Genomic DNA, 25734 nt, shown 5'->3' on the forward strand with positions numbered 1-25734 from the left:
CCGAGCGAAACCTTTCCCAAGGTCTTTCCCCCGGATTATCCTACTCCTGTCCCATCCCGGCCAACTCTTCCAACAACCGGGCCGTGGTGGCCGCCCCGTCGAGATTGATGGGAGCGGGCTCGGCAGAGCGGGTCAGGGCTTGGGCGATGCACAGGGCGAGGCGTTCGGGGTCGAGGTCGGCAGGGGTCAGCAGCCCGACGGCGTGACGTTGTTCGAGGCGGCTGGTTCGCATGGACTGTTCTCGGTTTTGGGCAAAGGGAAGGACAAGGCCGTATGTCTTGGCGGCCAGAAGGTTCATGGTGGTGTTGTACCCGCCCAGCGACAGGGAAAGGTCGGCCGCGTCGAGGTAGGCGGGAAAGCGGCTGGTAAAGCGGCGCACGCAGATATGCGGATGGCCGGCGGCCAGGGTCTGGCAGCGCTGGTGGTCGGCATCCGTGGCATAAGGCCCGGTGAAGGCCATGAGAGTGTGGGGCCGCGTTGTGGCCAGGAGGATGGAGGAGTGGATGGCGGCCCGGACAAGTTCGTTGCCCACTTGGCCGCCGCCCGCGCTGGCGATGACCAGGGGGGTGTGGCCAAGGCCGAGTTCCTGGCGCAGAGCCGCGCCTGAGCCGGGTTCGGGCCGGGCCGCCACATAGCCGGTGTAGCGCACGGGCGCAACGATGTCGGCCACGGCGGGAAAGGTCTCGTCCAGGGTGACAAGGGCCGGGTCCGCGTGAACAAGGACAAGGTCGAAATGGGGATTAAGCATGTCGAGGACGCGACGGGCGTATTTTGCTGGATCAGGCTTTTCCACCAGAATGTCGCGAAGACTGCATGCTGTTTTACACTTCCCCCACTCCCCTGCCCTGATGCCTTGGAGCACGGGCAGCAGCTCGAACCGGAATGCTCGGCGGCCAAAGGGGAAGAGCTCCAGGAGCAGGATGTCCGGCCGGTAGCGGTCCATGAGGGCTCGCATGCGCTCGATGCGCCGGGTGCGAACCTCCTCGGCATCGGCCCCTGGCTCGGTGGGGATGAAGGTCTTGAAATCCGGGGACATCATCAGACCGGGAAGGCGCTCAAGGCGCATGTTGGCCGGGGGGGAGATGTCGATCTCCGCGCCGCCCGCGACCATGACCACCTCATGGCCGGACAGGGCGCGGACGATCTCCAGGGAGCGGAAGACATGGCCCACGCCGAGCACATGCTGGCAGTAGAAAAGAACGCGCATCAGCGCTCCTGACGTTCCAGTTCTCCCTTGTCCGGATTAAGCGGGTCCGGTTCGGGGATGTCCAGCGCGGCCAGATCCCGGACCGCAGCGGCCAATGCGTCGAACTCCAGATTCATCCGGGCCGGGGCCAGCTCGTTGTCCAGGCACTCGATGCGGTGCAGCCGGTAGGGTTCGATGGGCAGGGGATCGCCGGGCAGGTAGTCGAGGCCGGACAGGGCGTAGGCCAGGCACTTGAGCACCCCGTGGTGGGTGACGACCAGGACCGAGGCGCCGGGATGGGCGGGGGCAAAGGCGATGAGGGCGTCGCAGGTACGCATGAGCACGGTATCGCGGCTCTCGCCGCCGGGCGGGGTGAATCCGAAGCCGCGTTTTTCCTGAGCCGCGACTTTGGCCCGCTGCGCCTTGAGTTCAGCCTTGGTCAGCCCGGTCCACAGGCCCCAGTCCTGCTCGACCAGACCGGGTTCGCTATGCAGGGGCAGGTCAAGGCGCTCGTTGAGGATGCGGGCGGTTTCCACGGCACGGGCCAGAGGGCTGGTCAGAATCATGTCGAACGCGCCTTCGGAAAACGATTGCGCCCAGACACGGGCCATCTCCCTGCCCGTTTCGGACAAGACGGTGTCGGTACGGCCCTGGATGCGCGATTGGCGGTTCCAGTCGGTCTGGCCGTGGCGCATGCAGTAGAATGTTGTCATTGTCCGGGTCTCCTCGTGGCGGTGATACGTTCCATTGTCCGCGCCATTTCCAGATAATTGACGGACAGGCTGTGATGTATGCCCACATGGGCTGGGGCCTGGCTTCCGAGCCGGGCGCGCATGTCCGCGTCCCTGACCAGGGTGGCGACGCCCTGGGCAAAGTCGGCCTCGGAAGCGGACGTGATCAGGCCGGACACCTCGTGGGCGACCACATGGGGCGCCCCTTCGTCGTCAGTGGCCACCACGGGCAGACCGCAGTGCTGGGCTTCCAGGTAGACCATGCCCACGCTTTCCTTTAGGCCCGGAAAGGCGAAGAGATCGCCTGCGCTGAACACGCCGGGCAGATCGGTCCTGTCCACCCTGCCCAGGAAACGGACCCCTTCGCCCAGGGCGGCCCTGGCCATGACTTCCAGCTCGGTCCGCATGGGTCCGTCGCCAGCCACCACCAGCAGCAGGTCGCGCCCCTTGTCCATGGTGCGGGCCGCGGCCGCGCATGCCCGGATGGTCCACTGCACGCCGACAGCCTTGACCCCTGGGCGCATCATGGCCGCACAGACCGCCACCACGGTGTCCGGCCCGGCTCCCCATCCAGCCCGATGGCGCTGTCTGGCGGCCTCGTCGCGGCCGAAGAGTCCGTCGGGCAGACCGGGACTGACATGGCTGTAGCGCTCGCCGGGCAGAATTTTGGCGCACCCGGCCAGATCGTTGATCCGGTTGCAAAAGACATGATCAGCGCGGAGCATCGCCCGCTTGTTGAGGGCGTAGCCTGGCCAAGTGGCGATATGCCGGGCGCGGTTGCGGGCATAGGATGCCTGAAAGAGGAAATAGGGGATGGACAGCCGGGCCGAGGCGGTGGGGCCGAAGATGTCGGGCACCTTGTAATAGCTGCCGTGGGTGAGCCAGCAATCGGCGTCCTGCGCAGCCTCGACCATGCGGCCCAGGGCGCGGGCCGCGGCGGGCCAGCTCCAGGGCCTGCGGTATATCTCCCTGGCCGGGTAGAACGGCAACGGTTCCACCCTGTGTCCGAAGTCGCGCAGGGTGGCAAGCAGGTCGCGGGCAATGGTCACATCGCCCGAGACGTTCGGGTGATCCACGGGCTTGAAGGGAGTGCAAAAGGCTATCTTCAACGGTTGCTCGCTGGTTGGAACCTGATCTGGCATTCCATTACACGAAAGACGAACAGGGACCAAGCGGGAATGAGCGGCCAAAATGGCTCAGGAGGCGGACGGCAGGGTGAAGATGAAGACCGAGCCCTTGCCCGGCGTACTCCTGGCGGTGATGGTGCCGCCGTAATGCTCCACGATACGGCGGCAGATGGCCAGCCCCATGCCGCTGCCGCGCAGGACGCAGCCGTTCACGGTGTTGTCGCGGACCTGATAGAAGGTCTCGAAGACCCGGGCCAGCTCTTCTGGCGGAATGCCGACGCCGCTGTCGGAAACAGCCACCCGCAGCCAGCCCGAATCCGTGGCCGAAGCCGACAGGCGCACCGTGCCCTGCCGGGTGAATTTGGCCCCGTTGCCTACCAGATTGCTGACGACCTGGAGCAATCTGTCCGGGTCCGCGACCACCTCGGGCAACGGTCCGGCCAGATCTACCTCGAAAACCACCCCGCTGTCCGCGAAATACCCCTGAAGTACGGGCGTCGCCTCCCTGATGAGCCGGGCCGGGTCACAGCGCACGTCGTGCCAGAGCGAGTTGCCGGACTCGATTCTGGACAGGTCGAGGAAGTCGTTGACCAGCCTCGTAAGCCGCTCTCCCTCGTACTCGATGATGGCCAGATTGTCGCGAATGCGGGCAGCTCTGTCCCCGAGAGCCCCGGCCGTGCTGTCGGGAGCCTCGACCAGCGGAATAAAATACTTATTGAAATCCCTGCCGATAAGCTTGCAGAACCCGAGTACAGACGTGAGCGGGGTGCGCAGGTCGTGGGACACCGTGTTGAGTACGGCGGTCTTGAGTTCGTCGAGTTTGGTCAACTCCGCATTTGCCCGTTCGAGTTCCCGTGAGCGCTCGGTAAGCTGTGCGGTGCGCTCTTCCACCAACTCCTCCAACCCCCGATTGAGGCGGGCCAGTTCGGTCTCGGCGCGTCTGCGGGCGCGCACGGCGACCAGCAGCAGTCCGATGGACACCAGCATGACCGCCATGACAACGGCCACGGCCGAGATTTCCAGGGCGTAACGGCCAAGTAGGGATTGCGGCACATTGACCAGAATGGCCCCGGCTGGCAGGCGGCCAGGATCAAGGCCGTACCGTTGCATGGCCGCCTGATCGAACATGAGCCGGTTGGCCTACTGCGATACGGGCATGATGCTCTCGGCCCGCTCTCCGGCCATGATCCGCCCGGCCATGTCCGCAGCCAGCCAGCCCTGGTGCCGACCCGAGGCGAGCACTCCGCCTACGATACCCAACACATTGCCCCGACTCAGCAAAAAATCCCAGAATCCATAGACCGGAACCGTAGATGCGCGACTTATGCGCTCGATTGCCTCGTCGTAGGCATACCATCGGCCGAGCCTGTCGCGGTTGTAGCTGATGAACAGGCAGGCATCCTCCGGGGGCAGGGCAGCAACAACGGCTTCCAGTTCGGGCAGGGAGGTCTCCCCTATCCAGGCGAAGCGGGTGTGTCCTGCAAACCGGGGCAGGACCGCCCCGGCGGCGGCCCGGTTGATCCTGCCGGTAGTGGTCTCGTCGCTGATCAGATGGATGGTTCCCACGCCGGGTTGCAGGGACAGGATGGTTGCAATGGTCCCTTCGATGTCCACGGCCTCGTAGACTCCGGTAACGCCGCCCCGGCTTCCCTCTTGCAAAAAGTCCGCATCGTTGACACCGCAGAAAACCATTGGCGCTCCGCCGAACAGTGTCGCCCGGTACTTGAGGGCAAAGCGGGCCGCGTTATCGTCCGAGGCGATGATCACGTCAAAGCGGATGTCTCGATACTTGAGCCGGTATTGCGAGGCCAGCAGGTCAAGATACTCCTCGGTATATATGTTTTTTGTGTCCATGAACTCCACATGGAGGCGAACAGGATGGTCCAGGGTGGCCAGCCCCTGTTCCACCCCGCGTGTGATGTCCGCTGTCCAGGAGAGTGTATGGCTATAGGAATTGAGCAGAAGCACACGGTATTCGTGGTGTGCCCTGGCCGGGGCGGACCACAGTGCCGGGCTCAGAAGCAGGAGCGCGGCCGCGAGTAGCCGCCAGGAAGCCGTTCCAAGTGATCTGGTCTGCCGCATATCCCTGTTCCACTGTCGGACGTGTGCCGATCTTGCCACCGCCATAACACGAAACAGGGATTCAAGGCTATCCCTTGCTGCCTGGTCGGCCGGTCTGGCCGGGAAATCGATTCATCGCTCGTCCGGGGGCGGCACAAAGGAGTCGTCAGAGTCGTCGTGGTCCGGTCCGTCTGAGGGGTCCGGGTCCAGTGCCGGGAGCGGTCTGCCACTGCCTCCGGGCATGTTGGCCAGTCTGGCGTCCACCACCTTGGGATTGGGGTAGGTGGCCTGGATGGAGCGCAGCAGTTCGCGGGCCTTGGCGTAGTCGCGCTCGCTCTCGTGGATGTCTGCCAGGAGAAACACGCCCAGAACCCTGGTTTCCTCGTCCGCATCGGGCAGGGCCAGCAGGTCTTTCAAGGCCCGGCGGGCCTGACTGGAGTTGCCGATGAAGCTGTAGCTCTGGGCCAGCTCATAAAGGCAGCGGGCCTTGCCGTGGCCGTCCGTTGCCGAGTCTGCGCAGTTCTCCAGGGTCATTGCCACAAGGTCGTAATTGCCCATGGCCCGGTGCAGCCGGGCCATGCGCAGCAGGGTGGCAAAGGTGCGCCGGGGCGAACCCTCGGCGTGGGCCAGACATTTTTCCAGGGCTTCTATGGCCTTGGACTGGTTACCAAGCTGGGCGTACACATCGCCGAGCTGAAACATGATCTGCCAGGCCGCTCCCTGGTCCATGCCCAGCTCCAGGTACATGGCTTCAAGCAGGACCACGGCACGGTCCATGTCCCCCTTGATGGTCACGGCGATCTCGCTGAGGCGGTCCCATGCCTCCCTGCGGAACTCGCCCTGGGGCTCGGCCTGAAGGTAACGCTCATAGTCCTTTTCGGCCTCGAGGAAAAACCCCTTGGAATAGGACTCGCGGGCGCGCCGGATGTCCTCGTCGCCCGCGGAGCGTTCTTGGGAGCAGGCCACGGCGAAGATCATCGCCGTGGCCAACAGGATCAGCATCAGAATACGCTGCATGGAGTTCCTAGGAGACCACGTCCTTGAGTTCCTCGTCCCCTTCCATGACCAGCTCGAAGCCGATGACGGCGGTGTCGGCGTCCATGCGTACCAGCCGCACGCCCTGGGTGGCGCGGCCACGCGTCAGACTCACCTCGGAGACGGACATGCGGATGATCTTGTTGGCCGAGGTCAGCAGGATCACGTCGTCATTTTCGCTGACCATGCGTGCGCCCACGACCTTGCCGGTCTTGTTGGTCAGGCGCATGTTCAGGATGCCCTTGCCGCCACGCGACTGCTGCCGGTACTGGTCGATGCCGGTGCGCTTGCCGAATCCGCCTCCCGAGACAGTCAGCAGCTGATCGCGCTCCGGGTCTCCGGTGACAACGCAGGCCACCACCTCGTCCTCGCCGCGCAGGGCCACGCCCTTGACTCCGGCCGTTGCCCGGCCCAGCGGCCGCGCATCGTTGATGTTGAAGCGGATGGCCGAGCCGTCACGCGTGACCAGGATGCAGTCCACGTCCGGCTCTATCTCGCGGACCATCATCAGCTCGTCGCCGTCGCGCAGGTTGACGGCCCGGATGCCGGTAGACCGGCAATTGCCGTACAGCCCGATGCTGGAACGCTTGATCATGCCCTTTTTGGTCACGAAGAGGAAGAAGCGGTCGTCGGCGAACTCGCGCAGGGACAGGGCGGTGGTGATATGCTCGTCCTTGTCCAGCGGCAGCAGATTGGCCACATGGCCGCCCTTGGCGTAGCGGCTGCCCTCGGGCACCTGATGCGCCTTGATTTTGAACATCTTGCCCTGGTTGGTGAAAAGAACCAGATGCTGATGGTTGGTGGTCAGCATGAAGGTGTGGATGAAGTCGCCGTCGCCGGTCTGCACACCCGCGATGCCCTTGCCTCCCCGGCGCTGGGCCGTGTAGTTGGAAAGAGGGGTGCGCTTGATATACCCGCGCTGGGACAGGGTGATGACGGTCTCCTCGTCGGGAATCAGGTCTTCGATGTCAATGGAGTCCGGGTTGGCCATCAGCAGCTCGGAACGGCGCGCAGTGGCGTAGTTCTCCCTGATTTCCTTCAGCTCGTCGCGGATCACGGTCTTGAGCACCTCCTCGTTGTTGAGGATGGAGGTGAAGTATTCGATCTTCTTGAGCAGGTCGGCCAGTTCTTCCAGAAGCTTGTCATGCTCCAGGCCGGTGAGCTTTTGCAGGCGCATGTCCAGGATCGCCCGGGCCTGGATCTCGGTCAGGCCGAAGCGGCCGATGAGGGCATCGCGGGCATCGTCGGGCGACTTGGACGCCCGGATGAGCTTGACCACTTCGTCGATGTTGTCCAGCGCGATGCGCAGACCCTCGAGAATGTGGACGCGCTTTTCGCACTTGTCGAGGTCGAACCGGGTGCGGCGGATGACCACCTCGCGCCGATGATCCAGGAAGTGGTCGAGAACGCTTTTGAGATTGAGCAGCATGGGCCGCTTGCCGACAACGGCCATCATGTTGATGCCAAAGCTCGTCTCAAGCGGCGTGTACTTGTACAGGGCGTTGATGATGATGTCGGCGATGGCCCCGCGCTTGAGATCGAGAACGATGCGGATACCGCGCCGGTCGGACTCGTCGCGCAGATCGGCCACGCCGTCGATGCGCTTTTCGTGAACCAGGGCCGCGATCTTTTCCACCAGGGTGGACTTGTTCAACGCGTAGGGAATCTCCCTGATGACGATGGCGTCCTTCTTGCCCCGGCCGGCCTCCTCCACCTCGACCACGCCGCGGATACGGATGGAACCCCGGCCTGTGGTGTAGGCATCAAGGAGTCCCTGGCCGCCATAAACCATCCCTCCGGTGGGGAAATCCGGGCCCTTGACCAGGGTCATCAGGTCCTGAACCGTGCAGCCCGGATTATCCAGCAGATGGACGCAGCCGTCGATGAGTTCGCCCAGGTTGTGGGGGGGAATGTTGGTGGCCATGCCCACCGCGATGCCCGTGGTGCCGTTTAGGAGCAGGTTGGGCACCTTGGTTGGGAGCACTGACGGCTCCTGCATGGTGTTGTCGTAGTTGGGCCGGAAATCCACGGTCTGCTTCTCGATATCCCCCAGGAACTCCGAGCAGAGCCGGGCCATGCGTACTTCGGTGTAACGCATGGCTGCCGCGGCGTCGCCGTCGATGGACCCGAAGTTGCCCTGGCCGTCCACCAGGGTATCGCGCATGGAAAATTCCTGGGCCATTCGCACCAGGGCGTCATACACCGCGGAATCGCCGTGGGGATGGTATTTACCGATGACATCACCGACCACGCGGGCGGATTTCTTGTATGACCTGTTGTGGTAGTTGCCCAGGTCGTGCATGGCGTAGAGAATGCGCCTGTGCACCGGCTTGAGGCCGTCCCTGACATCAGGGATGGCGCGCCCGATGATGACACTCAGGCTGTACTCAAGATAGCTTTTCTTAAGTTCACTTTCGATGGTAATCGTGTCGCTCATTCTGCCTCCGGTTATGCCCTTGGCCACACGGCCTCGGGCGCTCCGACATCCCCGCAAGGGCGGGCCGTCGGCAATCTTCCAATATCATGGCGCTCCGGCGCCGGGAGAACGCGGGCCTTGCGCCCGGGCAAGGATCCTCCTTACGCCCGGGTCCGCACCCTAGATGTCCAGCTCCTGCACGGCCAGGGCGTTTTTCTCGATAAAGGCCCGGCGCGGTTCCACGTTATCGCCCATGAGGTCCATGAAGATGTCGTTGGCCGCAGCCGCGTCCTCTATGGTCACCTGGAGCATGGTCCGTTTTTCCGGGTGCATGGTGGTTTCCCACAACTGTTCCGGGTTCATCTCGCCAAGACCCTTGTAGCGCTGGATCTGCCAGCCGCGCTGGGCTTCGTCGATAACCGCGTCGTAAAGGGCGAAAATGCCTGTCACGGGTTTCTCGGCGTCCTTGAGAACCAGGGCGAAGTCAAACCCTTCACACGTCTGCCTGAGGTCGTTGTAGGTCTTGTACGCCTGCTTGTAGAGCTTGGAGTGGAAGAACTCCATGGCCAGACGGATGCGGTGGCCGTTGGTGTTCTCGAAGGTGACGTAGGTGCGGTCCTTGTTCATTTCCTGATCGTGTTCAGTCTCGATGAACGCCTTGTATCCCCGAGCTTCGAAACTGGCCTTGAAGGCCTCGTGGTCGTGGGTCTCGAAGTGGGTGAAACTGATGCGCTCGTCATGATTCATGAGCGCCTGGAAAAGGCCGGGCTCCACTCCCACGGTCTCTGCCTCGGAGAACTTCTGCCGCACGAAGCGGATGGAGGCCATCATATCCATGAGCTGTGACTCGATGAACCGTTTGCCGGACTGGGCCTTGACGATGACATCGGTACCCACCTTCTCCATGAGGAAGGTCTCAAGCTCTATGTCGTCCTTGATGAACTTTTCGAACTTGCCCTTGTGCGCCCGGTACAGCGGCGGCTGGGCGATGAAGAGGTTGCCCCGGGTGATCAGCTCCTCGTACTGCCGGAAGAAGAAGGTCAGGAGCAGGGTGCGGATGTGAGATCCGTCCACGTCGGCGTCGGTCATGATCACGACCTTGTGGTAGCGCAACCGCTCGTAATCCTTTTCATCCTCCTCGTGGCCGATGCCCACACCCAGGGCCGTGATCAGGGCCCTGATCTCCTTGTTGCCGAGCATCTTGTCCATGCGGGTCTTCTCGACATTGAGAATCTTGCCGCGCAGGGGAAGGATGGCCTGATTCTTGGGGTCTCGGCCCTGCTTGGCCGAGCCGCCTGCCGAGTCGCCCTCAACGATGAATATCTCCGAGTCCTCGGGCCGCTTGGACTGGCAGTCAGCCAGTTTGCCGGGCAGGGAGTTGTCCGAGAGGGCGCCCTTGCGCCGAACCAGATCACGCGCCTTTCGCGCCGCCTCTCTGGCCCGGGCCGCGTCCACCACCTTTTCGATGATGAAACGGGCTTCCTTGGGGTTTTCCTCGAAAAAGACGTTAAGCTTCTCGTAGATGACGCCCGCCACCAGACCGCTGGCCTCGGAGTTGCCAAGCTTGGTCTTGGTCTGTCCCTCGAACTGCGGGTCGGGCAGCTTGACCGAGATAACCGAGGTCAGGCCCTCGCGCACGTCGTCGCCGGTCAGCTTCTTGATGAGTTTCTTGGGCAGGTCGCCGTTTTGCACATAGTTGTTGATGGCCCGTGTCAGGGCGGTCTTGTAACCGGCCAGATGCGTGCCGCCCTCGATGGTGCGGATGTTGTTGGCGAAGGTGTAGGTGTTTTCCTTGTAGCCCGAGGTGTATTGCAGGGCGAATTCCACGATCATGTTTTCGGATTCGCCCTCGCCGTAGACGATCTCGCCGATGATATTCTGACCGGAGTTGAGATCCTTGACGTACTGCCGGATGCCGCCGTCGAACTTGAATTTCTCGCTCTCGCCGCTGCGCTCGTCCTTGAACTCGATCTCAAGGCCGGAGTTGAGGTAGGCCAGTTCCTTGAAACGCTTGCGCAGGGTATCGTAGTCGAACTGGTTGACCTCGAAGATGTCCTCATCGGGGCGGAAGCGCTGGGTTGTCCCGGTGGAGTCGGCCGGGCCGACCTCCTCAAGCTCCTGGACAACGGCGCCGCGCTCGAACTTGATGCGCCAGGTCTTGCCTTCGCGCTTGACCGTGGTTTCCATGAACTCGGAAAGGGCGTTGACGCAGGACACGCCAACGCCGTGCAGACCGCCGGAAACCTTGTAGGAATCATTGTCGAACTTGCCGCCCGCATGGAGCATGGTCATGGCCATCTGCACGGCCGGGATGCCTTCCTTGGGGTGGATGTCCACCGGAATGCCGCGGCCGTTGTCGGTCACGGTGCAGGAGTTGTCCATGTGCAGGGTGACTTTGATGGTGTCGCAGTGCCCTGCCATGGCCTCGTCGATGGAGTTGTCGATGACCTCGTAGACGAGATGGTGCAGGCCGCGGATATCGGTGGACCCGATGTACATGGCCGGACGCTTGCGCACGGCCTCGAGCCCTTCGAGCAGGGTTATGGATTCGGCGGTGTACTGTTTTTCGCTCATCTAGACGTTTTCCTCGGTGTAGTAGGTCTCTTCCTGAATCATCATGGGCATGACGATCACGTTGTAATCGCGGTCGTCGGCGCCGCTCAGGCCGCAGGGGGCCTCGGTGCCTGTCAGCGTGAACTTGACGGTCGGGGAATTGAAATGGTTAAGGATTTCTATGAGATTCCTGGTGGGAAAGGCAACGCGCTTCATGTCTCCCGAAAAGGCGGCTTCCAGCGATTCTCGCGCCGTGCCCGTTTCCTGTCCCTGGGCCGAGACCGTTACCTCTCCCTCACCGAAAGTAAAGTAGGCGCAGCGATTGGAGTCGGTGTTGAAGAGCGCCACGCGGGACAGGGCGTCCACCATTTCCAGCCGGTTCACCTCCAGGGTCGAGACGTTCTCGTCGCCAAGTTTTGCAAGAAAATTGTGATAGTTGGGATACTGGTAGTAGGACAGCGGCAGGGTGAAGGTCTCGCGCTGGTCCCCGGTGCGGAAGAATAGACGCTTCTGGCTGATGGCCAGTTCGATCTCGTCGGCCGTGAGCCATTTCTTGAGTTCGCCAAGATACTTTTTCTGGATGAGCACCCCCTCTTCGGGGAGCATGGCGTGGATGTCGTCGTTGACAAAGTTGAACATGGCGAACTGATGACCGTTGAGGCCGCACACCTCGACCTTCTTGACTCCCATGACTTCCCGCGGGACAAAATAGATGCAGGCGATGGCCTCCATGGAATCCTCATCCGAGATGCAGAAGGCGATCTTGTCAATGACCTCGTGCAGGAAATCGCCGGACCAGAAGACCGTGCCGTTTTCCGGGAAGCTTGAAAACTTCTGGAACCACTCGGGGTCGTTGACCGGAAACTTGTATTTCCTGGCCCGCTGCTCCACCAGCACGTTCTGGCCGGCCTCGTCGGTGCTCAGGACCATCTCGCCCTGGTCGTTTCGCAGCTGCTTGACCAGATCGTAAAAGGCCCGCCCCTGGACTCCGGCCAGCCCGTCCTTGTCGATGGCTGCAGGATACGAACCCATGAACTCCAGGTTGGAGTCCGTGCTCATGATGTTCAGGTTTCCGTTCTCGCACTGCAACCAGATGGTGCGCAGGAAGGCGGCCCCGGTTTTGGCAGGGATGATGCTGGCCGACTTCTGCAATCCCTCGATGATTTCATCTCTGTTCACTTTCAGAAACATAAATAATATCTCCTTGATTGAGATTTATTGTCTCGGTTCCTTTGTTCGTAATCAATGCAAACCGACGGAATGGAAATATTTTTTGGGCACATGGCAAGGCACACTTCAGGAACCGAATGTGCCTCAAACCACGGGTTTCGCCCTTGGGTCATGTTTGGCGACACTTATTCTTCAGCGTTTTCAACAGTTGTTTCAATTCAAAGTCATCATCTTGCATTTGTTCGATTTTTTTAACAGAGTAGAGGACAGTGGAGTGGTCCTTGCCCCCAAAGGCGCGACCCAGTGCAGGGTAGGAGGTGTTGAGCATTTGCCGGCACAGGAACATGGCCACCTGTCGGGCCTGGGCTATGTTCTGATGCCGTTTGGTGCCGGTCAGCTCCTTGATGTTGACGTTGAAATGCTCGCAGACCACACCCATGATCTTCTTGGGCGTCAGATCATCGCTGGCCTTTTCCTCGGTGTTGGCCAGGATGTGTTCGAAATCGCGCTGGGTCAGTTCCTTCTTGACCAGCTCCTTGAAGGCGAAGAGCTTGAGCAATACGCCCTGAAGGTAGCGAAAATCAGAGAAATGCTGGGCCAGGGTCAGGGTCTGCTCCTTGTTCAAGCTCAGGCGCTTGAGTCGGCACTGGCGCTGGATGTAGCCCACACGAATTTCAAGATCCGGCTCCTTGAGGGTGACGATCAGCCCCCAGCCCAGGCGCGATTGCAGGCTGTCGTCAAGAAAGTCGCAATTGGCGAGTTTTTCGCGGCTGCCGATGACCATCTGCTTCTTGTTGTCGTAGAAGTGGTTGAAAAGATTGACCACTTCCTGCTGGAAATGGGGATATTCCCTGATCTTCTGGAAATCGTCGATGAACAGGAAATCATAATCCAAAAGGTGGTTTCTGGCCCGGAACGGGTCGCCCCTGAAGCGGATCGTGTACATGGAGTGCAACTCGTCCATGGAGCCCAGAAACAGGGACGAGTGCTCATGCTTCTTGCTGATTTCGTTGGCCACCGAACGAATCAGGTGGGTCTTGCCAGAACCGCCCGGACCGCAGATGATGAACGGGTTGAAGAGGGAGGCAGACTGCTTGGCCACCTCCCTGGCCGAGGCGATGGGAAAGTAGTTTTTTTTGTTGATCAGGAAGGTGTCAAAGGTAAACTCCTGGCCAAAGGGGAAGTCGATACGCTTGACCACCTCGTTGCGGGCGTCGTTGCGGGATCGGTCCGGGGTGCCGTTGTCGCGGTAGCTGACCACATAGCCGTTGCCCAGAAACATGTTCAGTTGGGCTTCGAACCGATCCTGGACCTCGTTCTCGAACCATTTGGCGAAAAAGGCGTGGGGAAAGCCGACCACGACCCGTTTGCTTTCCTCCTCATACACTAGGTGCAGCGGGTCGAACCAGCGTTTGAGTTCCGTGTCGGTGCTGGTCTGAAGCAGATGTTGGCGCAGGGAGTGTTTCACTATGGATTTTTGTTGTTGGGGACGGTTGTGGAACGTATTGAAAACATTATTTAAAAAAGACCCGTTTCAGGGTCTTGAAAATATCCCGAAATTTCTTCGATTCTATACCTCAAAACAGCGGCGAAGCCAAGCGTTCCGGGGCTGTTTTCAGGGATAAATCCATTGATTTGCGGGCATATTTCGGACATGATGCGATTCCTGTTGAAAACACGGTGAAATTTGGCTGAAACGAGTTCGGAGGGACCATGGCCCAGCATCAGGTGAACAAGACGATCCAGGAGATTAACGAGCGCATCCGCAAGGGCAAGGCCGTGGTGGTCAACGCCCAGGAGATGATCGGGATCGTCCGCAAGCAGGGCAAGGTGGCCGCCGCCCGGGAGGTGGACGTGGTCACCACCGGCACCTTCTCGCCCATGTGCTCGTCGGGCCTGCTTTTCAACATCGGCCAGCAGCCTCCGGTGATGAAGGTTTCCAAGCTTTGGCTCAACAATGTTCCCTGCTACAGCGGCATTGCCGCTGTGGACGCCTACCTGGGCTGCACCGAACCCAGCGAGGACGACCCGCTGAACAAGGTCCACCCTGGCCGGTTCGTCTACGGCGGCGGGCATGTGATGGAGGACCTGCTGCGCGGCAAGGCCGTGCATCTGCGGGCCGAGGCCTACGGCACGGACTGCTATCCGCGCCGCGAGCTGGACAAGGACATCACCCTGGCCGACCTGCCCAGCGCGGTGATGCTCAACCCGCGCAACTGCTACCAGAACTACAACTGCGCCGTGAACCTGACCAGCCGGACCATCTACACCTACATGGGACCCCTCAAGTCCAACTGCGCCAATGCCAACTACGCCACCGCGGGCCAGCTCTCGCCCCTGTTCAACGATCCCTTTCTCAAGACCATCGGCCTTGGCACACGTATTTTCCTTGGCGGCGGCATCGGCTACGTCATCGGCGCGGGCACCCAGCATGTGGCCAAGCCCCAGCGAAACGAGCGCGGCCTGCCCGAGAATCCTTCGGGAACCCTGATGCTCAAGGGTGATTTCAAGCAGATGAACGCCCGCTATGTCCGGGCACAGTCCCTGCTGGGCTACGGGGTTTCCCTGGCCGTGGGCGTGGGCATTCCCATCCCCATGCTCAACGAGGAAATGGCCTTCTTCACCGGCGTGTGCGATGCGGACATCACCATGCCGGTCAAGGATTACGGCTATGACTATCCCAACGGCATCTCACGCCAGCTGACCCGCGTGACCTTTGAGGAACTGCGCAGCGGCGAGATCGCGGTCAATGGCAAAAAGACAACGGCCATTCCCCTGACCAGCTACGCCATGTCCCTTGAGGTGGCCGACGAGCTCAAGTCCTGGATCCAGGGCGGAGAGTTCCGGTTGACAGAAAAAGTCGAAGATATTCCAAGCTTTTAAGCTGTTCAAACGCCACAATCAAGGCCGTCGGAGCGCTCCGGCGGCCTTGTCGTTTCTTTCGGGTCCGGCGCTTTTGATCCGCGGTCAGAGCGGTGCTTCAAGCACCAGTTCCGAGACATCGCGGCAGGTATCCTCGTCGGGCACAAAGGCCACCTCGCCGATGGAGACCACGGGTCGCATGCCGATGAGGGCGTTGAGGATGTAGGCGTGTTCGTACTCGGCCAGGGAGTCCAGGGGCAGGGGCTTGGGCGCTATCTGCACCGTGGTCCGCGCCAGCCACAGGCTGGTGGAGGCGAGTCGATACGGGGAATCGGTTTCGAAAAATTCGTCGCCCCGGCGCAGCAGCAGCGCACCAGTGGCCGTTTCCAGAAGCCGGTCTGAAAAATCAAGCAGCACCGCGTCGTCAAAGCCGCGCTGCGCGGCCCTGGCCCTGGCCAGGTGGAAGAACATGGCGTTGGTTGTCTTGTAGGCGTTCAGGGACGAAACGTGTCTGTCCTCGCACAGGCACAGCCGGTACGCCTTGAACGGCTTGGGCTCATAGGGCGCTGCCATGACCACCGGGTGGGCCGGGGATTCCATGGGATAGAAGATGTTGACCCGGGCCGGAACGCCCTCCAGGCCGTTGCGGTTGACCGTCTCCAGGATTACCGATTCGAAATCCACGCTTTCGTACTCGGCTCCGTAGGCGCGCAGGGCGTGGAGGAGGCGGTCCAGGTGCAGGTCCAGATGGCAGGGCTTGCGGCCGTTATAGAAAATGGTTTCGTAGAACCCCGCACCGTACCGGAAGGCGGGCGCGGCCGGGTCCATGGGCACGCCCTGGTGGGTGAATTCGCCCTTGCGGAAGTGGATCATGGTGCCTCCGGGGTCAGAAATTTGTCCGCCTTGGCCATTGTCTCCTGATACTCGCTTGCCGGGTCCGAGTCCACCACGATGCCGCTTCCGGCCCAGAACTCCAGTATTCCGGTCTGCATGTCGCACACCGCAGTGCGAATGGCCACGGACGAATCCATGTCGCGCTCCCCACGCACCAGCAGCATGGAACCGCAGTACACTCCGCGGGAGTGCGGCTCCAACTGGTCGATGACGGCCATGGCACTCGCCTTGGGACACCCGGTCACCGACCCTCCCGGAAAGGCCTCGAAAAAGAGGTCCAGGCAGTCCCTGTCCGTCCGTAGCACTCCGCTGACATCGCTGTACATCTGGAGCAGCCTGTCCACCTGGAACACGGATTTGTGCGCCGCCACGCGCACCGACCCCACTTCGCAGTGGGCCGAGATGTCGTTGCGGATCAGGTCAACGATCATGGACAATTCCGCGTCTTCCTTGGCCGAGCCGGTCAGCCTTGCGGCCAGACCCTGGGCGTTTTCACCGTCTTCAAGACGCAGGGTGCCCTTGATGGGCTGGGAGAGCACCTCCTTGCCGCGCACACGCAAAAAACGCTCCGGGGAGGTGGAAACCACCCGCCTCGTCCCGGACGCGAACCAGGCGTAAAAGGGCGCAGGCCGTCTGCTCCACAGGTTCAGGAAAAACCCTGCCGGGTCCAGCTCCGGCCGTTTAACCCTGAACCGCGTCGAAAGGTTGAGCTGGTAGACATCACCGGCCCTGATCCGGGCCAGGGTCTCGCGCACACCGGCCTCGTACTCCTTGCGCGGCAACGACAGCTCCGGCCCTTCCTGCGGCCCCGCCGACAGCGGGAGCGGCCAATCCGCATCCGGCGGATTCCGCTCAATCCGGGCAAGGCGCTTGCGCAAGCCGTCCATGGCCCGGGCCTCGCCGCTCATTGTCACCGTGCCGGTTGCCTCGTCGTACCCGGCTGTGGCCGCGTATTTCCTGAGGTGCCCCAGGGGAAAATCCAGCGGTTTTGCCGAGGTGACGCCGCGCAGGAGCATTCCATAGGTATAGCTGACAAATCCAAAGGCTGCTCCGGGCGAGCCGAAGCAGAACTCCCTGACCTCCTCGGGCGTTGTCTCCGCTGAGAAGACCAGCTCGTCGCCGCGGCCTGCGCCGATGAACGGGGTGGTGGCCGCAGGGTGGCCGGGCACCGACAAAAGCACATCCGCCCCTTGGTCAAGACAGTTGTCCGTCTCGCGCACCAGCTCCGCGGCCAGGGCGTCGAAGACCCGGCGCTCAACGCAGGCCGAGAAAGTCGAGGGCATGGACAACGAATATCCCTCCTTCGGGAGTCATGAAGGATTCCGGGTGAAACTGGTAGCCGAGCAGACCATGCGTCCGCGAACCCAGGGCCATGATTACCCCGGCATCGTTGCGGGCCAGCACCGCAAGGCCGCGTCCTGCCTCGGTGACGTGCAGGGAGTGGTAGCGGGCCACTTGGCGTCGCTGTCCGTTCCAGTCGATGACCTCTGCCCGGCCATGGATGCAGCCCGGCAGCATGGCGGTTCGCCCGCCCCGCCACTGGTTGATGATCTGCATCCCGAGGCAGACGCCCAGCACCGGCCGCCCCACCTCGAACACCCGGGCATAGGCCGGGTAGTCTTCCGGCCTGCCCGGACCCGGAGAGATGACCACCAGGTCAAAGTCCGCAGGGTCGGCTTCTGCCAAACCGACATACGGGATCACGCCCACGTCCGCCCCGGACACGGTCGCCAGCAGCAGATGCTCCAGATTGCGGGTGAAGCTGTCCGCGTTGTCCACCAGCAGGATGCGCATCAACGACCTGCCAGCCGTCGCCCTACAGTGTTGCGGCGGCCTTCTCCACCGAGGCCTTGAATCCGTCGCGTGCCTGTCTGATCCTGTCTGCCACGCCCTCGTCGGTCAGCGCGATGATCTGGGCCGCCAGCCAGGCCGCGTTCTGCGCACCCACCTTGTCCAGGGCCAGGGTGCCCACCGGGAAGCCCGGAGGCATCTGCACCGTGGCCAGCAGGGCGTCCATGCCGCCTAAGGCCGACGCGGACAAGGGTACGCCCAGCACCGGACGGATGGTCTTGGCCGCAACCGCGCCCGCCAGATGCGCCGCCAGACCGGCCGCGCAGATGAACACCTTGCACCCGGCCGCTTCGTACTCGGCCACCAGCCGGGCCGTGCGCTCGGGCGTACGGTGCGCCGACGAGACCGTGAATACGTGATCAATGCCCAACTCCTTGAGCAGATCCGAACACGGACGCATCTTCTCCTCATCCGAAATGGAACCCATGAAAATCACAACCTGCGGCATATCACGCTCCTTTGTGGGCGGTGTGGTATGGTGTGCCTCCGGCGGCCAGGGGGGAAGGGGAGAGGGGAAACCTTTCGGAAAAGGTTTCCCCTCTCCCCTTCCCCCCTGGAACCCCCATCCCCTCTCCCCTTCTAAACCTTTTGGTTGGGGGGCGGGGTTCGCCAGGGGCAGGCCAAGAAAACATTTCAACTGAGAGGGATGATTGGGGCTTTGGTGCGGCCCTCTCCGCCGCTGTCCGGGTTTTGGTTCTCCCGGTCCCGCCTTGCGGCGGAGAGCCAAAAAGTTCTGGAAGGGGGAGGCCGGAGGCACCCCCCGTGCATCAGCTCAGCCGCTTCAGGCCTTTGTCGGCGATGTCGCGGCGGTGGTAGCTGTAGTCGAAGTGTATCTTGTCCACGGCTTGGTAGGCGCGTTCCTTGGCCTGGGCCAGGGTGTCGCCCAGGGCGGTGACGCAGAGCACCCGGCCGCCGCTGGTCACTGTCTTGCCTTTGTCGAGCCGGGTTCCGGCCTGGAAGACCTTGATTCCGTCCATGGCGTCGGCCTCGTCGAGGCCGGTAATCTCCATTCCCTTGGGATACGCACCGGGGTAGCCCTTGGCGGCCATGACCACGCCGCAGGCGGTCTGCGGGGTGGAGCGCACCTCGATGGTGTCGAGCTTGCCGTCGATGCAGGCGAACATGATGGTCAGCAGGTCGGTTTCAAGACGCATGAGCAGGGGCTGGCATTCGGGATCGCCGAAGCGGACGTTGTATTCGAGCACCTGGGGGCCGTCTTCGGTGTACATGAGCCCGGCGTAGAGGACGCCCTTGAAGGGTTCGCCCTTGGCGGCCAGATGCTTGAGGATGGGCTTGATGCACAGCTCTGCGGTCTCGGCGTATTTTTCCTCGGGCAGGACCGGCGCAGGGGAATAGGCACCCATGCCGCCGGTATTGGGGCCGGTGTCGCCCTCGCCCACGGCCTTGTGGTCCTGGCTCGACGGTAGCAGGGCGTAGTTGTGGCCGTCGCAGAAGGCGAGAAAGGATGCCTCCTCTCCCTGAAGCGTTTCCTCCACCACCACCCGTGCACCGGCCGTCCCGAAGCTGCGTTTGACCATCATGTCGGTGAGGGCGTCCACGGCCTCGTCCACGGTGGAGGCCACGACCACGCCTTTGCCCGCGGCCAGTCCATCGGCCTTGACCACGATGGGCGCACCCTTCTTGCGCACAAAGGCCACGGCCTCGTCGTATTCGTCGAAGACGCGGAAGGGCGCGGTAGGCACGCCCGCTTCGTGCATGAGGTTTTTGGAGAAAGCCTTGGAGCCTTCGAGATTGGCGGCGTAGGCGCAGGGGCCGAAGCAGGGGATGCCCTCGCTATCCAGGGCGTTGACCAGTCCGAGGACCAGGGGCAGCTCGGGACCGGCCACCACCAGATCCACCTCGCGGTCGCGGGCCAGGGCCACCAGTCCGGGGATGTCGTCGTCCTTGACCGGAACATTCTCGCCCAGCCGTGCCGTGCCGCCGTTGCCGGGCGCACACAGGATCGCATCCACCTTCGGATTTTGGGAAAGCTTCCAGCACAGGGCGTGCTCGCGCCCGCCGCTTCCGACCACCAGTATCTTCATGCCTGCCACCTCTGCGTTGTTGGGATGCTCACGGTGTAAGGAAAATCAGGGGAATTATCAAGATCGGCCCGATCCTAGCGGATGGCGTCGCCCAGGGTTCCGCTGAGGGTGTAGGGGATGCTGCGCTTGCCCAGGGTCAGTTCGCCCGAAAGGTCGAAGGCGGTGCGGTAGACATCCGTTGGATCGATGATCCCTCGTCCGGCCGTGCGGATGGCCAGCGGGCTGCCCATGGAAAAGTCGCGCACGATCATGTCGCGGCCGCGGATTTCGGCGGTGAAGGCGAGATCGCCCACGGTCTTGCCGTCGGGCAGCACCAGTTGCTGTGAGCGGATGTCGAGCCAGCCGCTCTGGGGCAGGGTGGCCCCTGCGGGCAGAAACACGCTGCCCGCCACATGGATGGAGCCCTTGAAATCCGTGTCGCCCAGCAGGGAGGTCAGATTGAAGTCGCCTTCGAGTTCCATGGTTCCGTCCCGATATAGTTCCAGTTCGCACTGCGAACCGCCGGTATTGAGCCGGACCAGGGCCAGAGGCGAGAGCCCCATACGTACATAGGCGCGGCTGAAGGCGAAACTGCCCGGCGTGTCGGCCATGGCCACACGCAACCCGTTGACGCGAAAACCCAGGGGCCCGTCGCGGTCGATGCTTTCCCAGCGCAGGCGCATGGTCGGCATCCGCTCGTCGAGCCCCACCAGCAGGCTGGTCCACAGCTTGTTCCAGGGCATGAACAGGGCCACGCCCGCAGCAAAGCCCAGGAGCATAAGAAACATCCGGGCCAGGATGCGGCCGGGCAGGGAAGAGGGTCTTTTGCGTCCGGTTGCCACGGCTTTTCCTATCTGGCCAGGACGAGATGCGCATCGCTCAGGCGCGGGTCGTCCGGGTTTCTGGTCAGGGCGCAGTCGCGCACCTGGAGTCCTGCCCGGTCGCGCAGGGCTGCCAGCAGCCGGGCCAGGGTGTTCAGGGGCAGGCCGGTCAGCGTCATCTGGAGGGACGCCTCATCCTGGCTCGCGCCGGTCTCGCGCAGGGACATCAGGTTTTGCTCGATGGCCAGATCGTCGATGATCCGCCAAACCGCCTCGTCAAGGGGCAGGCGGAGCAGATCGCCCTGCCGGGCCTGCAGGGCGCGGATCTCCTCCACCAGCGGAACCACGCGGGAATACTGCGCCTTGCTCTCCTCGATCTGCACCGCAGCCGTACCCGTGAGCAGGCGCAAGCCGATGAACAGACACAGGCCCACGGCCACCAGCGCCCTGGGGGCTACCCGAAACAGTCGCTGCCGCGACATGTCGGGCCAGTTGCTCCAGAAGTATCCGCCACCGCTCATAAGGGCTCCACCGTCAGGCTGAACTCGATACCGCCAAACACATCCTCGCGTCTTTCAAGGGCGAAATGAAACTGTCCGTCTGCAGCCAACGCCTTGACATAGCCATCAAATCCATCCACGGCAGGGCCGAAGAACCCGCGGACCCGTCCGGTCCTTCCGGTGATGGACAGTCCTTCAAGCCGCAAGCTCTCCACGGCCGGGCGGCTCAGGGCCGCCAAGACGCTCAGGGGGTCAAGGCCGATGCGCCGACCCGCCGCCAGCTTGCCATGCTCGAACTGCAAGCGGCCAAAGGGCGATTGGCCGATGTCGGGCCCCAGGACCGAAACGTACAAGGCGTCGGTCTGCTCGCGAATCTCGCTCAACTGGGCCTGATACAGCCCATAGCGTACCGTCTGGCCGGCAACGAACAACCCACAGATCACGCACAACCAGACCATTTTGCGCACAAACCGCTCGGACTCGCGGTCGCGAACAGGCCGCGCAACAGCAGACCCGCTGCCAGAGGCGGCTCCGACAGGGGGGCGGGCCTTTGGCCCAAGAGGTTGTCTTGAAGTGGTCTTGCCCATGATCCTCTCCCCACCAGATACGCGAAACACCCGCAACCGTCCACATACGCGGAGCCAGCGGGCTGAGGAGCCATGAGCATGTCCGCCCCGGAAGGCTGATGAAAGAACAACCCACCCCGCGCTCAAGGCGCGGGGTGGGCACAGAGGAATCCGCCCGCCTGGGCTCATGGGGCTTAAAATCGTTCAAATTCCTGATCCGGCTCCACGCCCATGCCCTTGGCGGACAGCGCAGCCGATCGCTGTCCCGAAGCCGGGAGAGATCTTGCCGCCGGGACGGCCCGGGCATCGGACGCCCGCACTCCCGCCTCGTCTGAATCGACGACAAAGAAGGACATTGCCTTCTGCAGCCGCTGCCCCTGGGTGGAAAGCTCCTCCGAGGTGGAGGCCATCTCTTCTGACGCAGAAGCGTTGAGCTGAATGACTTGATCAAGCTGTGACATGGCCCTGCTTATCTGGTTTGCCCCAGCCGTCATCTCGTCGCTCGACGAGGAGATGTCCTGCACCAGCTCGGCCGTGCGTCTGATGTCCGGCAAAAGCTGCTGCAGCATTCTGCCCGCCTTGTCGGCCACGGAGACGGTGGAGGCGGACAGCTCGCTGATCTCGCTGGCCGCCACGCCGCTACGTTCGGCGAGCTTGCGAACCTCTGCCGCGACCACGGCGAAGCCCTTGCCGTGCTCCCCGGCCCTGGCCGCCTCAATGGCGGCATTGAGCGCAAGCAGGTTGGTCTGCCGGGCGATTTCCTCTATGACGGTGATCTTTTCGGCGATGTGCCTCATGGCTGCCATGGCCTTATCCACAGCCTCGCCGCTGGCCTCTGCATCGCGGGACACCTTTTCGGCGAGCCCTTCGGTCTCGCGCGCGTTGTCGGCGTTTCTTTGAATGTTTGACGCCATTTCTTCCATGGACGACGACACCTCCTCCACGCTTGCCGCCTGCTCGGTGGCTCCCTGGGAGAGGGAAAACGCCGTGGCCGAAAGCTCCTCGGAGCCGGAGGCGACATTTTCCGTGGCGGTCTGCACCTGGGCGACCACCTCGCGCAAACGGCCGACCATCTCATTGAGGGCTGTGGCCAAAGTGCCGACCTCGTCCCGCTGGCTGATCTCGAGTGTACGCGTGAAATCGCCCTGGCTCATGCTTCTGGCAAAACTCACCCCCAGGAGAACGGGGCGGGTGATGGACCGCGTGATGACAATGGCGGCGACGATGCCAAGGAGCAGGCTCAGGAGGGAAACGCTGACGAGCATCGTGTTGGCAAAGCCCATTTCGGAGAGCATCAGGGCATGCTGGCTCTCGCGTGCGGCCTCGCACTGGGCCTGGGCGTTTCTGGCGGCGGCGATCATTCTGTCGTCGGCAATTTTCTCTGCGGTCAGGGCGTTTTCGTATCCGGCCAGGGTGTTTCTGAACCGCTCCACCCCAGACTCCAGATCCGAGCTGCCCAGGCCCCTGGCCAGGGCAAGCGCCTCGCCCACATGCTCCATGGCCAGGGCGAGATCCGTTTCGCTGCGCGACAGGAAATAGGCCCTTGCCTCCATCTGGGCAACATCCATCATCCGGGTGAAGTCGTATACGGCCCGCAAGGCCCGGCTGTCATCCCCTACATACAGGCCGTCGCTGGAAGCAATCAATTCATGCCCCACTCTCTCGACATCCTTGCGGATGGCGACCTGGTTGCCGATGGCCGTTACCATGGCGTCAAACGCCTGGCCGTATTCGTTGACCGACGAGACCACCTCGTCCATCTGCGCCTGATTGACCGGGTTCTCGAATTTGAGCCTGGCCTCTTTCGCCTGGCTGACGAGGGAGCCGACGATGCTGTGGACGCGATCAATGTAGACCTGATCGCCGCGGATGATGAAATTCTTTTCATGACGCCTGCTCTCCAGAATGTGCTGGACCAGCTCTCCTACATCGTCGGCCTTGTCCACCCGATCAACAACCGACAGCATCCCGCGCCAGCCGGTCAAGCCGACCACCAGCGTGAGAGCGAGAACCACGGCAAAACTGAGACCGAGCTTCACTGCCAACCTGAGATTCTTCAACATGAAAAACTCCTTGTTTGACGCTTCGTCGCATGGCGTTTCTTTTGGCGTTTCCTTCTGCACACGCCATGCCATCAATCGAGCAAGGCGACATGCGCAACCACCCGGCCGCCTTGGCACAAAATCTCGCAAGTCGCGCAATGCCGTCTCCGGCTCCAAGGGGTGAAGGACTGTGGAGCGGCCTGTGAGCCAATGGCATCCTCCTTGCTGATGCACATTGCGCAGTTGGGCGGCATTGCCCGATGTCTGCCCGCATCCCGCAGTGTGCGAAACCATCAACCCGCGTCAGCGGACAGGAAACACGGGGGGCACGGAATGAAGGCGGCCAAAGCGACCATTGAGGCCTTATTGAACGCGACCGAAGACTCCTGCATTCTCATCGACCCGGAAGGACGCTTTGTCGCCCTGAACAAGGAGGCGGCCCGTCGGAGGGGCTCCAGCGTCGAAGCCCTGATCGGCAAAAATGTTTTCGATTTTCTGGACCCGGCCATTGCCGGACAGCGCCGCGCCTGTGTTGCCGAGGTTGTTCGAACCGGAAGACCGCTCTGCGCCCACGAGGAAATCAACAACCGGCATTATCGCGTGAGCTTCTATCCGGTCATCGATGAATCAGGCGCGGTGACAGGGGTGGCGAGTTACTCTCGGGACTGTACCGAAGCAAGGGAGCACGAGGAGGAACTGCTCCGGGCCAAGGAGATGGCCGAATCGGCCAGCATGGCCAAGTCACAGTTTCTTTCCAACATGAGCCATGAGCTGAGGACGCCTCTCAATGGTATTCTGGGCATATCCCAGCTCGCTCTGGACGAGACTCTGGACCTGGAGACGCGCAATAATTTCGAGATGATACAGGAAAGCGGGCAACGTCTGCTCATCCTTCTGAACAATCTTCTGGACCTGGCGGCCATTGAGCGACGCTCCATCGAACCCCTGGTTCGCGATTTCGACCTCTTTGAGCTGTTGGAGTCGCTTCGCAAGTCCTTTGCGCTCAAGGCCAATCTGCACCGGGTTGACCTCGAAATCCATATGTCGGCAAAAATGCCCAGATGCTGGTCCGGCGATGAGTTCAGGCTTGGTCAGATCCTTTCGAATCTCATCGCCAACGCCCTGCAATGCACGGAAGATGGATATGTCAGGGTCGCGGTGGGGCCAGGGAGCGCCTGTTCGGACAGGGCTGACAACCGGGCAAGCTGGCAGGACCTGCGTTTTGTGGTCAAGGACAGCGGCCCGGGCATTGACGAAAAAGACATCGGCTCTCTCTTTGACAGCTTCACCATTGCCGAAAATTTCATGACCAAGCGGTACAGCGGAGCCGGAATCGGCCTGAGCATCGTCAGGGCCCTGGTCGAGATGCTGGGCGGATCGATCCGGGTCAGATCCGGCAAGGGCCAGGGAACGGCCATCTCCTTCACCATTCCTTTCATCCCGGCTGGCGCTCCGTGCGCCGACCCCGGCCAGATATCGGTTCTTCCCCTGTCCGGGCCGGAGGCAAGGCGCACCATTCTAGTGGTCGAGGATGATCCCATTGCCCTGTTCGCCACCACGCGAAGCCTCACCAGGGTCGGATTCGATGTCCGTGAGGCAGCCAACGGCGCCGAGGCGCTTGACCTCCTGCGGCATCACGCCGTCAACCTTGTCCTCATGGACCTGCACATGCCCGTCATGGACGGGCTCCAGACAACGATACACATCCGCAACGGCGAAGTCCCCGGAGTTTCCCGGAACATTCCCATCATCGCCATGACCTCCCATGCGGGTCAGCGCAACAGGGACCGCCTTGCCCGGGCCGGTGTTACCGATACCATGATCAAGCCGGTCTGCGCCGCCCAGATAGACAAGGTTCTCGTGCCCCATCTTCAGCGTCATTGATCGCTGATCCT

General features: G+C 62.2%; 22 protein-coding genes. 3 read left to right on the forward strand and 19 right to left on the reverse strand.

All coding sequences use genetic code 11. The features are described 5' to 3' along the window. Positions 1-40: 40 nt before the first annotated feature. The 10 genes from GKC30_RS07990 to GKC30_RS08035 all read right to left on the reverse strand — a co-directional run bounded on the left by GKC30_RS07990 (position 41) and on the right by GKC30_RS08035 (position 13747). A complete protein-coding gene (locus GKC30_RS07990; protein ID WP_155933836.1) occupies positions 41-1207 on the reverse strand; it encodes a glycosyltransferase family protein in 1167 nt (388 codons plus the stop codon). Beyond that, entirely contained in the window at positions 1207-1899 is a 693-nt protein-coding gene (locus GKC30_RS07995) for a histidine phosphatase family protein (protein WP_155933838.1), read from the reverse strand. Before GKC30_RS07995 ends, GKC30_RS07990 begins: the two co-directional genes overlap by 1 nt. Continuing rightward, positions 1896-2993: a glycosyltransferase family 4 protein gene (locus tag GKC30_RS08000; RefSeq protein WP_367614035.1), complete on the reverse strand. Its 1098-nt coding sequence runs from the start codon at positions 2991-2993 to the stop codon at positions 1896-1898. Before GKC30_RS08000 ends, GKC30_RS07995 begins: the two co-directional genes overlap by 4 nt. 120 nt (positions 2994-3113) lie before the next feature. Beyond that, a complete protein-coding gene (locus GKC30_RS08005) occupies positions 3114-4172 on the reverse strand; it encodes a sensor histidine kinase (protein WP_155933840.1) in 1059 nt (352 codons plus the stop codon). 12 nt (positions 4173-4184) lie between these two features. Continuing rightward, the gene (locus GKC30_RS08010) at positions 4185-5126 is read right to left on the reverse strand and encodes an ABC transporter substrate-binding protein (RefSeq protein WP_155933842.1); all 942 of its coding nucleotides are present in this window, start codon (positions 5124-5126) and stop codon (positions 4185-4187) included. A gap of 111 nt (positions 5127-5237) precedes the next feature. After that, positions 5238-6122: a tetratricopeptide repeat protein gene (locus GKC30_RS08015; protein WP_155933844.1), complete on the reverse strand. Its 885-nt coding sequence runs from the start codon at positions 6120-6122 to the stop codon at positions 5238-5240. A gap of 7 nt (positions 6123-6129) precedes the next feature. After that, positions 6130-8577 carry a DNA gyrase subunit A gene (gyrA, locus tag GKC30_RS08020; protein ID WP_155933846.1) on the reverse strand — a complete coding sequence of 816 codons (2448 nt, stop codon included), beginning with the start codon at positions 8575-8577 and terminating at the stop codon, positions 6130-6132. A gap of 159 nt (positions 8578-8736) precedes the next feature. Beyond that, complete coding sequence (gene gyrB / locus GKC30_RS08025; protein WP_155933848.1) at positions 8737-11130, reverse strand: DNA topoisomerase (ATP-hydrolyzing) subunit B; 2394 nt, start codon at positions 11128-11130, stop codon at positions 8737-8739. Next, positions 11131-12300, reverse strand: a complete 1170-nt coding sequence (gene dnaN / locus GKC30_RS08030) for a DNA polymerase III subunit beta (RefSeq protein WP_155933850.1) — start codon at positions 12298-12300, stop codon at positions 11131-11133. It abuts the gene before it with no gap. A 148-nt stretch (positions 12301-12448) separates the two neighbouring features. Further along, a complete protein-coding gene (locus GKC30_RS08035; protein ID WP_367614036.1) occupies positions 12449-13747 on the reverse strand; it encodes a DnaA ATPase domain-containing protein in 1299 nt (432 codons plus the stop codon). A gap of 74 nt (positions 13748-13821) precedes the next feature. Here GKC30_RS08035 and GKC30_RS08040 point away from each other — a divergent pair, with 74 nt between their 5' ends. Then, the gene (locus GKC30_RS08040) at positions 13822-13974 is read left to right on the forward strand and encodes a hypothetical protein (protein WP_155933852.1); all 153 of its coding nucleotides are present in this window, start codon (positions 13822-13824) and stop codon (positions 13972-13974) included. Between the two features lie 18 nt (positions 13975-13992). Beyond that, positions 13993-15162, forward strand: coding sequence for a homocysteine biosynthesis protein (locus GKC30_RS08045; RefSeq protein ID WP_155933854.1), 1170 nt, complete (start codon positions 13993-13995; stop codon positions 15160-15162). Between the two features lie 84 nt (positions 15163-15246). Here GKC30_RS08045 and GKC30_RS08050 read toward each other — a convergent pair whose 3' ends face one another. The 9 genes from GKC30_RS08050 to GKC30_RS08090 form a co-directional block, all read right to left on the reverse strand. After that, positions 15247-16014, reverse strand: coding sequence for an aminotransferase class IV (locus GKC30_RS08050; protein ID WP_155933856.1), 768 nt, complete (start codon positions 16012-16014; stop codon positions 15247-15249). Continuing rightward, positions 16011-17318 carry a chorismate-binding protein gene (locus GKC30_RS08055; protein WP_155933858.1) on the reverse strand — a complete coding sequence of 436 codons (1308 nt, stop codon included), beginning with the start codon at positions 17316-17318 and terminating at the stop codon, positions 16011-16013. The genes GKC30_RS08050 and GKC30_RS08055 overlap by 4 nt, the downstream gene beginning before the upstream one ends. Further along, positions 17290-17829, reverse strand: a complete 540-nt coding sequence (locus GKC30_RS08060) for an aminodeoxychorismate/anthranilate synthase component II (protein ID WP_155933860.1) — start codon at positions 17827-17829, stop codon at positions 17290-17292. Before GKC30_RS08060 ends, GKC30_RS08055 begins: the two co-directional genes overlap by 29 nt. Positions 17830-17851: 22 nt before the next feature. Next, positions 17852-18334 carry a 5-(carboxyamino)imidazole ribonucleotide mutase gene (gene purE / locus GKC30_RS08065; RefSeq protein ID WP_155933862.1) on the reverse strand — a complete coding sequence of 161 codons (483 nt, stop codon included), beginning with the start codon at positions 18332-18334 and terminating at the stop codon, positions 17852-17854. A gap of 319 nt (positions 18335-18653) precedes the next feature. After that, positions 18654-19931 (reverse strand): phosphoribosylamine--glycine ligase, encoded by a 1278-nt coding sequence (gene purD / locus GKC30_RS08070; RefSeq protein ID WP_155933864.1) that lies wholly within the window; start codon positions 19929-19931, stop codon positions 18654-18656. 74 nt (positions 19932-20005) lie between these two features. Continuing rightward, positions 20006-20752 (reverse strand): hypothetical protein, encoded by a 747-nt coding sequence (locus GKC30_RS08075; protein ID WP_367614038.1) that lies wholly within the window; start codon positions 20750-20752, stop codon positions 20006-20008. Positions 20753-20760: 8 nt separating this feature from the next. Next, entirely contained in the window at positions 20761-21252 is a 492-nt protein-coding gene (locus GKC30_RS08080) for a type II secretion system protein GspM (RefSeq protein WP_155933866.1), read from the reverse strand. Further along, positions 21249-21818: a hypothetical protein gene (locus tag GKC30_RS08085; protein ID WP_231117087.1), complete on the reverse strand. Its 570-nt coding sequence runs from the start codon at positions 21816-21818 to the stop codon at positions 21249-21251. The genes GKC30_RS08080 and GKC30_RS08085 overlap by 4 nt, the downstream gene beginning before the upstream one ends. 173 nt (positions 21819-21991) lie before the next feature. Next, positions 21992-23860, reverse strand: a complete 1869-nt coding sequence (locus GKC30_RS08090) for a HAMP domain-containing methyl-accepting chemotaxis protein (protein ID WP_231117088.1) — start codon at positions 23858-23860, stop codon at positions 21992-21994. 312 nt (positions 23861-24172) lie between these two features. Here GKC30_RS08090 and GKC30_RS08095 point away from each other — a divergent pair, with 312 nt between their 5' ends. Next, positions 24173-25723 carry a PAS domain-containing sensor histidine kinase gene (locus GKC30_RS08095; protein ID WP_196772840.1) on the forward strand — a complete coding sequence of 517 codons (1551 nt, stop codon included), beginning with the start codon at positions 24173-24175 and terminating at the stop codon, positions 25721-25723. The last annotated feature ends 11 nt before the right edge of the window (positions 25724-25734 follow it).

The sequence above is a fragment of the Pseudodesulfovibrio alkaliphilus genome (genome assembly GCF_009729555.1).
GTDB lineage: Bacteria > Desulfobacterota > Desulfovibrionia > Desulfovibrionales > Desulfovibrionaceae > Pseudodesulfovibrio > Pseudodesulfovibrio alkaliphilus.

Excerpts from the sequence above, each read along its gene's own strand:
- GKC30_RS08055 (WP_155933858.1), bottom strand. The coding sequence starts at position 17,318 with ATGCCCTCGACTTTCTCGGCCTGCGTTGAGCGCCGGGTCTTCGACGCC.
- GKC30_RS08015 (WP_155933844.1), bottom strand. The coding sequence starts at position 6,122 with ATGCAGCGTATTCTGATGCTGATCCTGTTGGCCACGGCGATGATCTTC.
- GKC30_RS08085 (WP_231117087.1), bottom strand. The coding sequence starts at position 21,818 with ATGGGCAAGACCACTTCAAGACAACCTCTTGGGCCAAAGGCCCGCCCC.
- purE (WP_155933862.1), bottom strand. The coding sequence starts at position 18,334 with ATGCCGCAGGTTGTGATTTTCATGGGTTCCATTTCGGATGAGGAGAAG.
- GKC30_RS08005 (WP_155933840.1), bottom strand. The coding sequence starts at position 4,172 with ATGTTCGATCAGGCGGCCATGCAACGGTACGGCCTTGATCCTGGCCGC.
- purD (WP_155933864.1), bottom strand. The coding sequence starts at position 19,931 with ATGAAGATACTGGTGGTCGGAAGCGGCGGGCGCGAGCACGCCCTGTGC.
- GKC30_RS08050 (WP_155933856.1), bottom strand. The coding sequence starts at position 16,014 with ATGATCCACTTCCGCAAGGGCGAATTCACCCACCAGGGCGTGCCCATG.
- GKC30_RS08090 (WP_231117088.1), bottom strand. The coding sequence starts at position 23,860 with ATGTTGAAGAATCTCAGGTTGGCAGTGAAGCTCGGTCTCAGTTTTGCC.
- gyrB (WP_155933848.1), bottom strand. The coding sequence starts at position 11,130 with ATGAGCGAAAAACAGTACACCGCCGAATCCATAACCCTGCTCGAAGGG.
- GKC30_RS08045 (WP_155933854.1), top strand. The coding sequence starts at position 13,993 with ATGGCCCAGCATCAGGTGAACAAGACGATCCAGGAGATTAACGAGCGC.
- GKC30_RS08080 (WP_155933866.1), bottom strand. The coding sequence starts at position 21,252 with ATGAGCGGTGGCGGATACTTCTGGAGCAACTGGCCCGACATGTCGCGG.
- dnaN (WP_155933850.1), bottom strand. The coding sequence starts at position 12,300 with ATGTTTCTGAAAGTGAACAGAGATGAAATCATCGAGGGATTGCAGAAG.
- GKC30_RS07995 (WP_155933838.1), bottom strand. The coding sequence starts at position 1,899 with ATGACAACATTCTACTGCATGCGCCACGGCCAGACCGACTGGAACCGC.
- GKC30_RS07990 (WP_155933836.1), bottom strand. The coding sequence starts at position 1,207 with ATGCGCGTTCTTTTCTACTGCCAGCATGTGCTCGGCGTGGGCCATGTC.
- GKC30_RS08010 (WP_155933842.1), bottom strand. The coding sequence starts at position 5,126 with ATGCGGCAGACCAGATCACTTGGAACGGCTTCCTGGCGGCTACTCGCG.
- GKC30_RS08060 (WP_155933860.1), bottom strand. The coding sequence starts at position 17,829 with ATGCGCATCCTGCTGGTGGACAACGCGGACAGCTTCACCCGCAATCTG.
- GKC30_RS08095 (WP_196772840.1), top strand. The coding sequence starts at position 24,173 with ATGAAGGCGGCCAAAGCGACCATTGAGGCCTTATTGAACGCGACCGAA.
- gyrA (WP_155933846.1), bottom strand. The coding sequence starts at position 8,577 with ATGAGCGACACGATTACCATCGAAAGTGAACTTAAGAAAAGCTATCTT.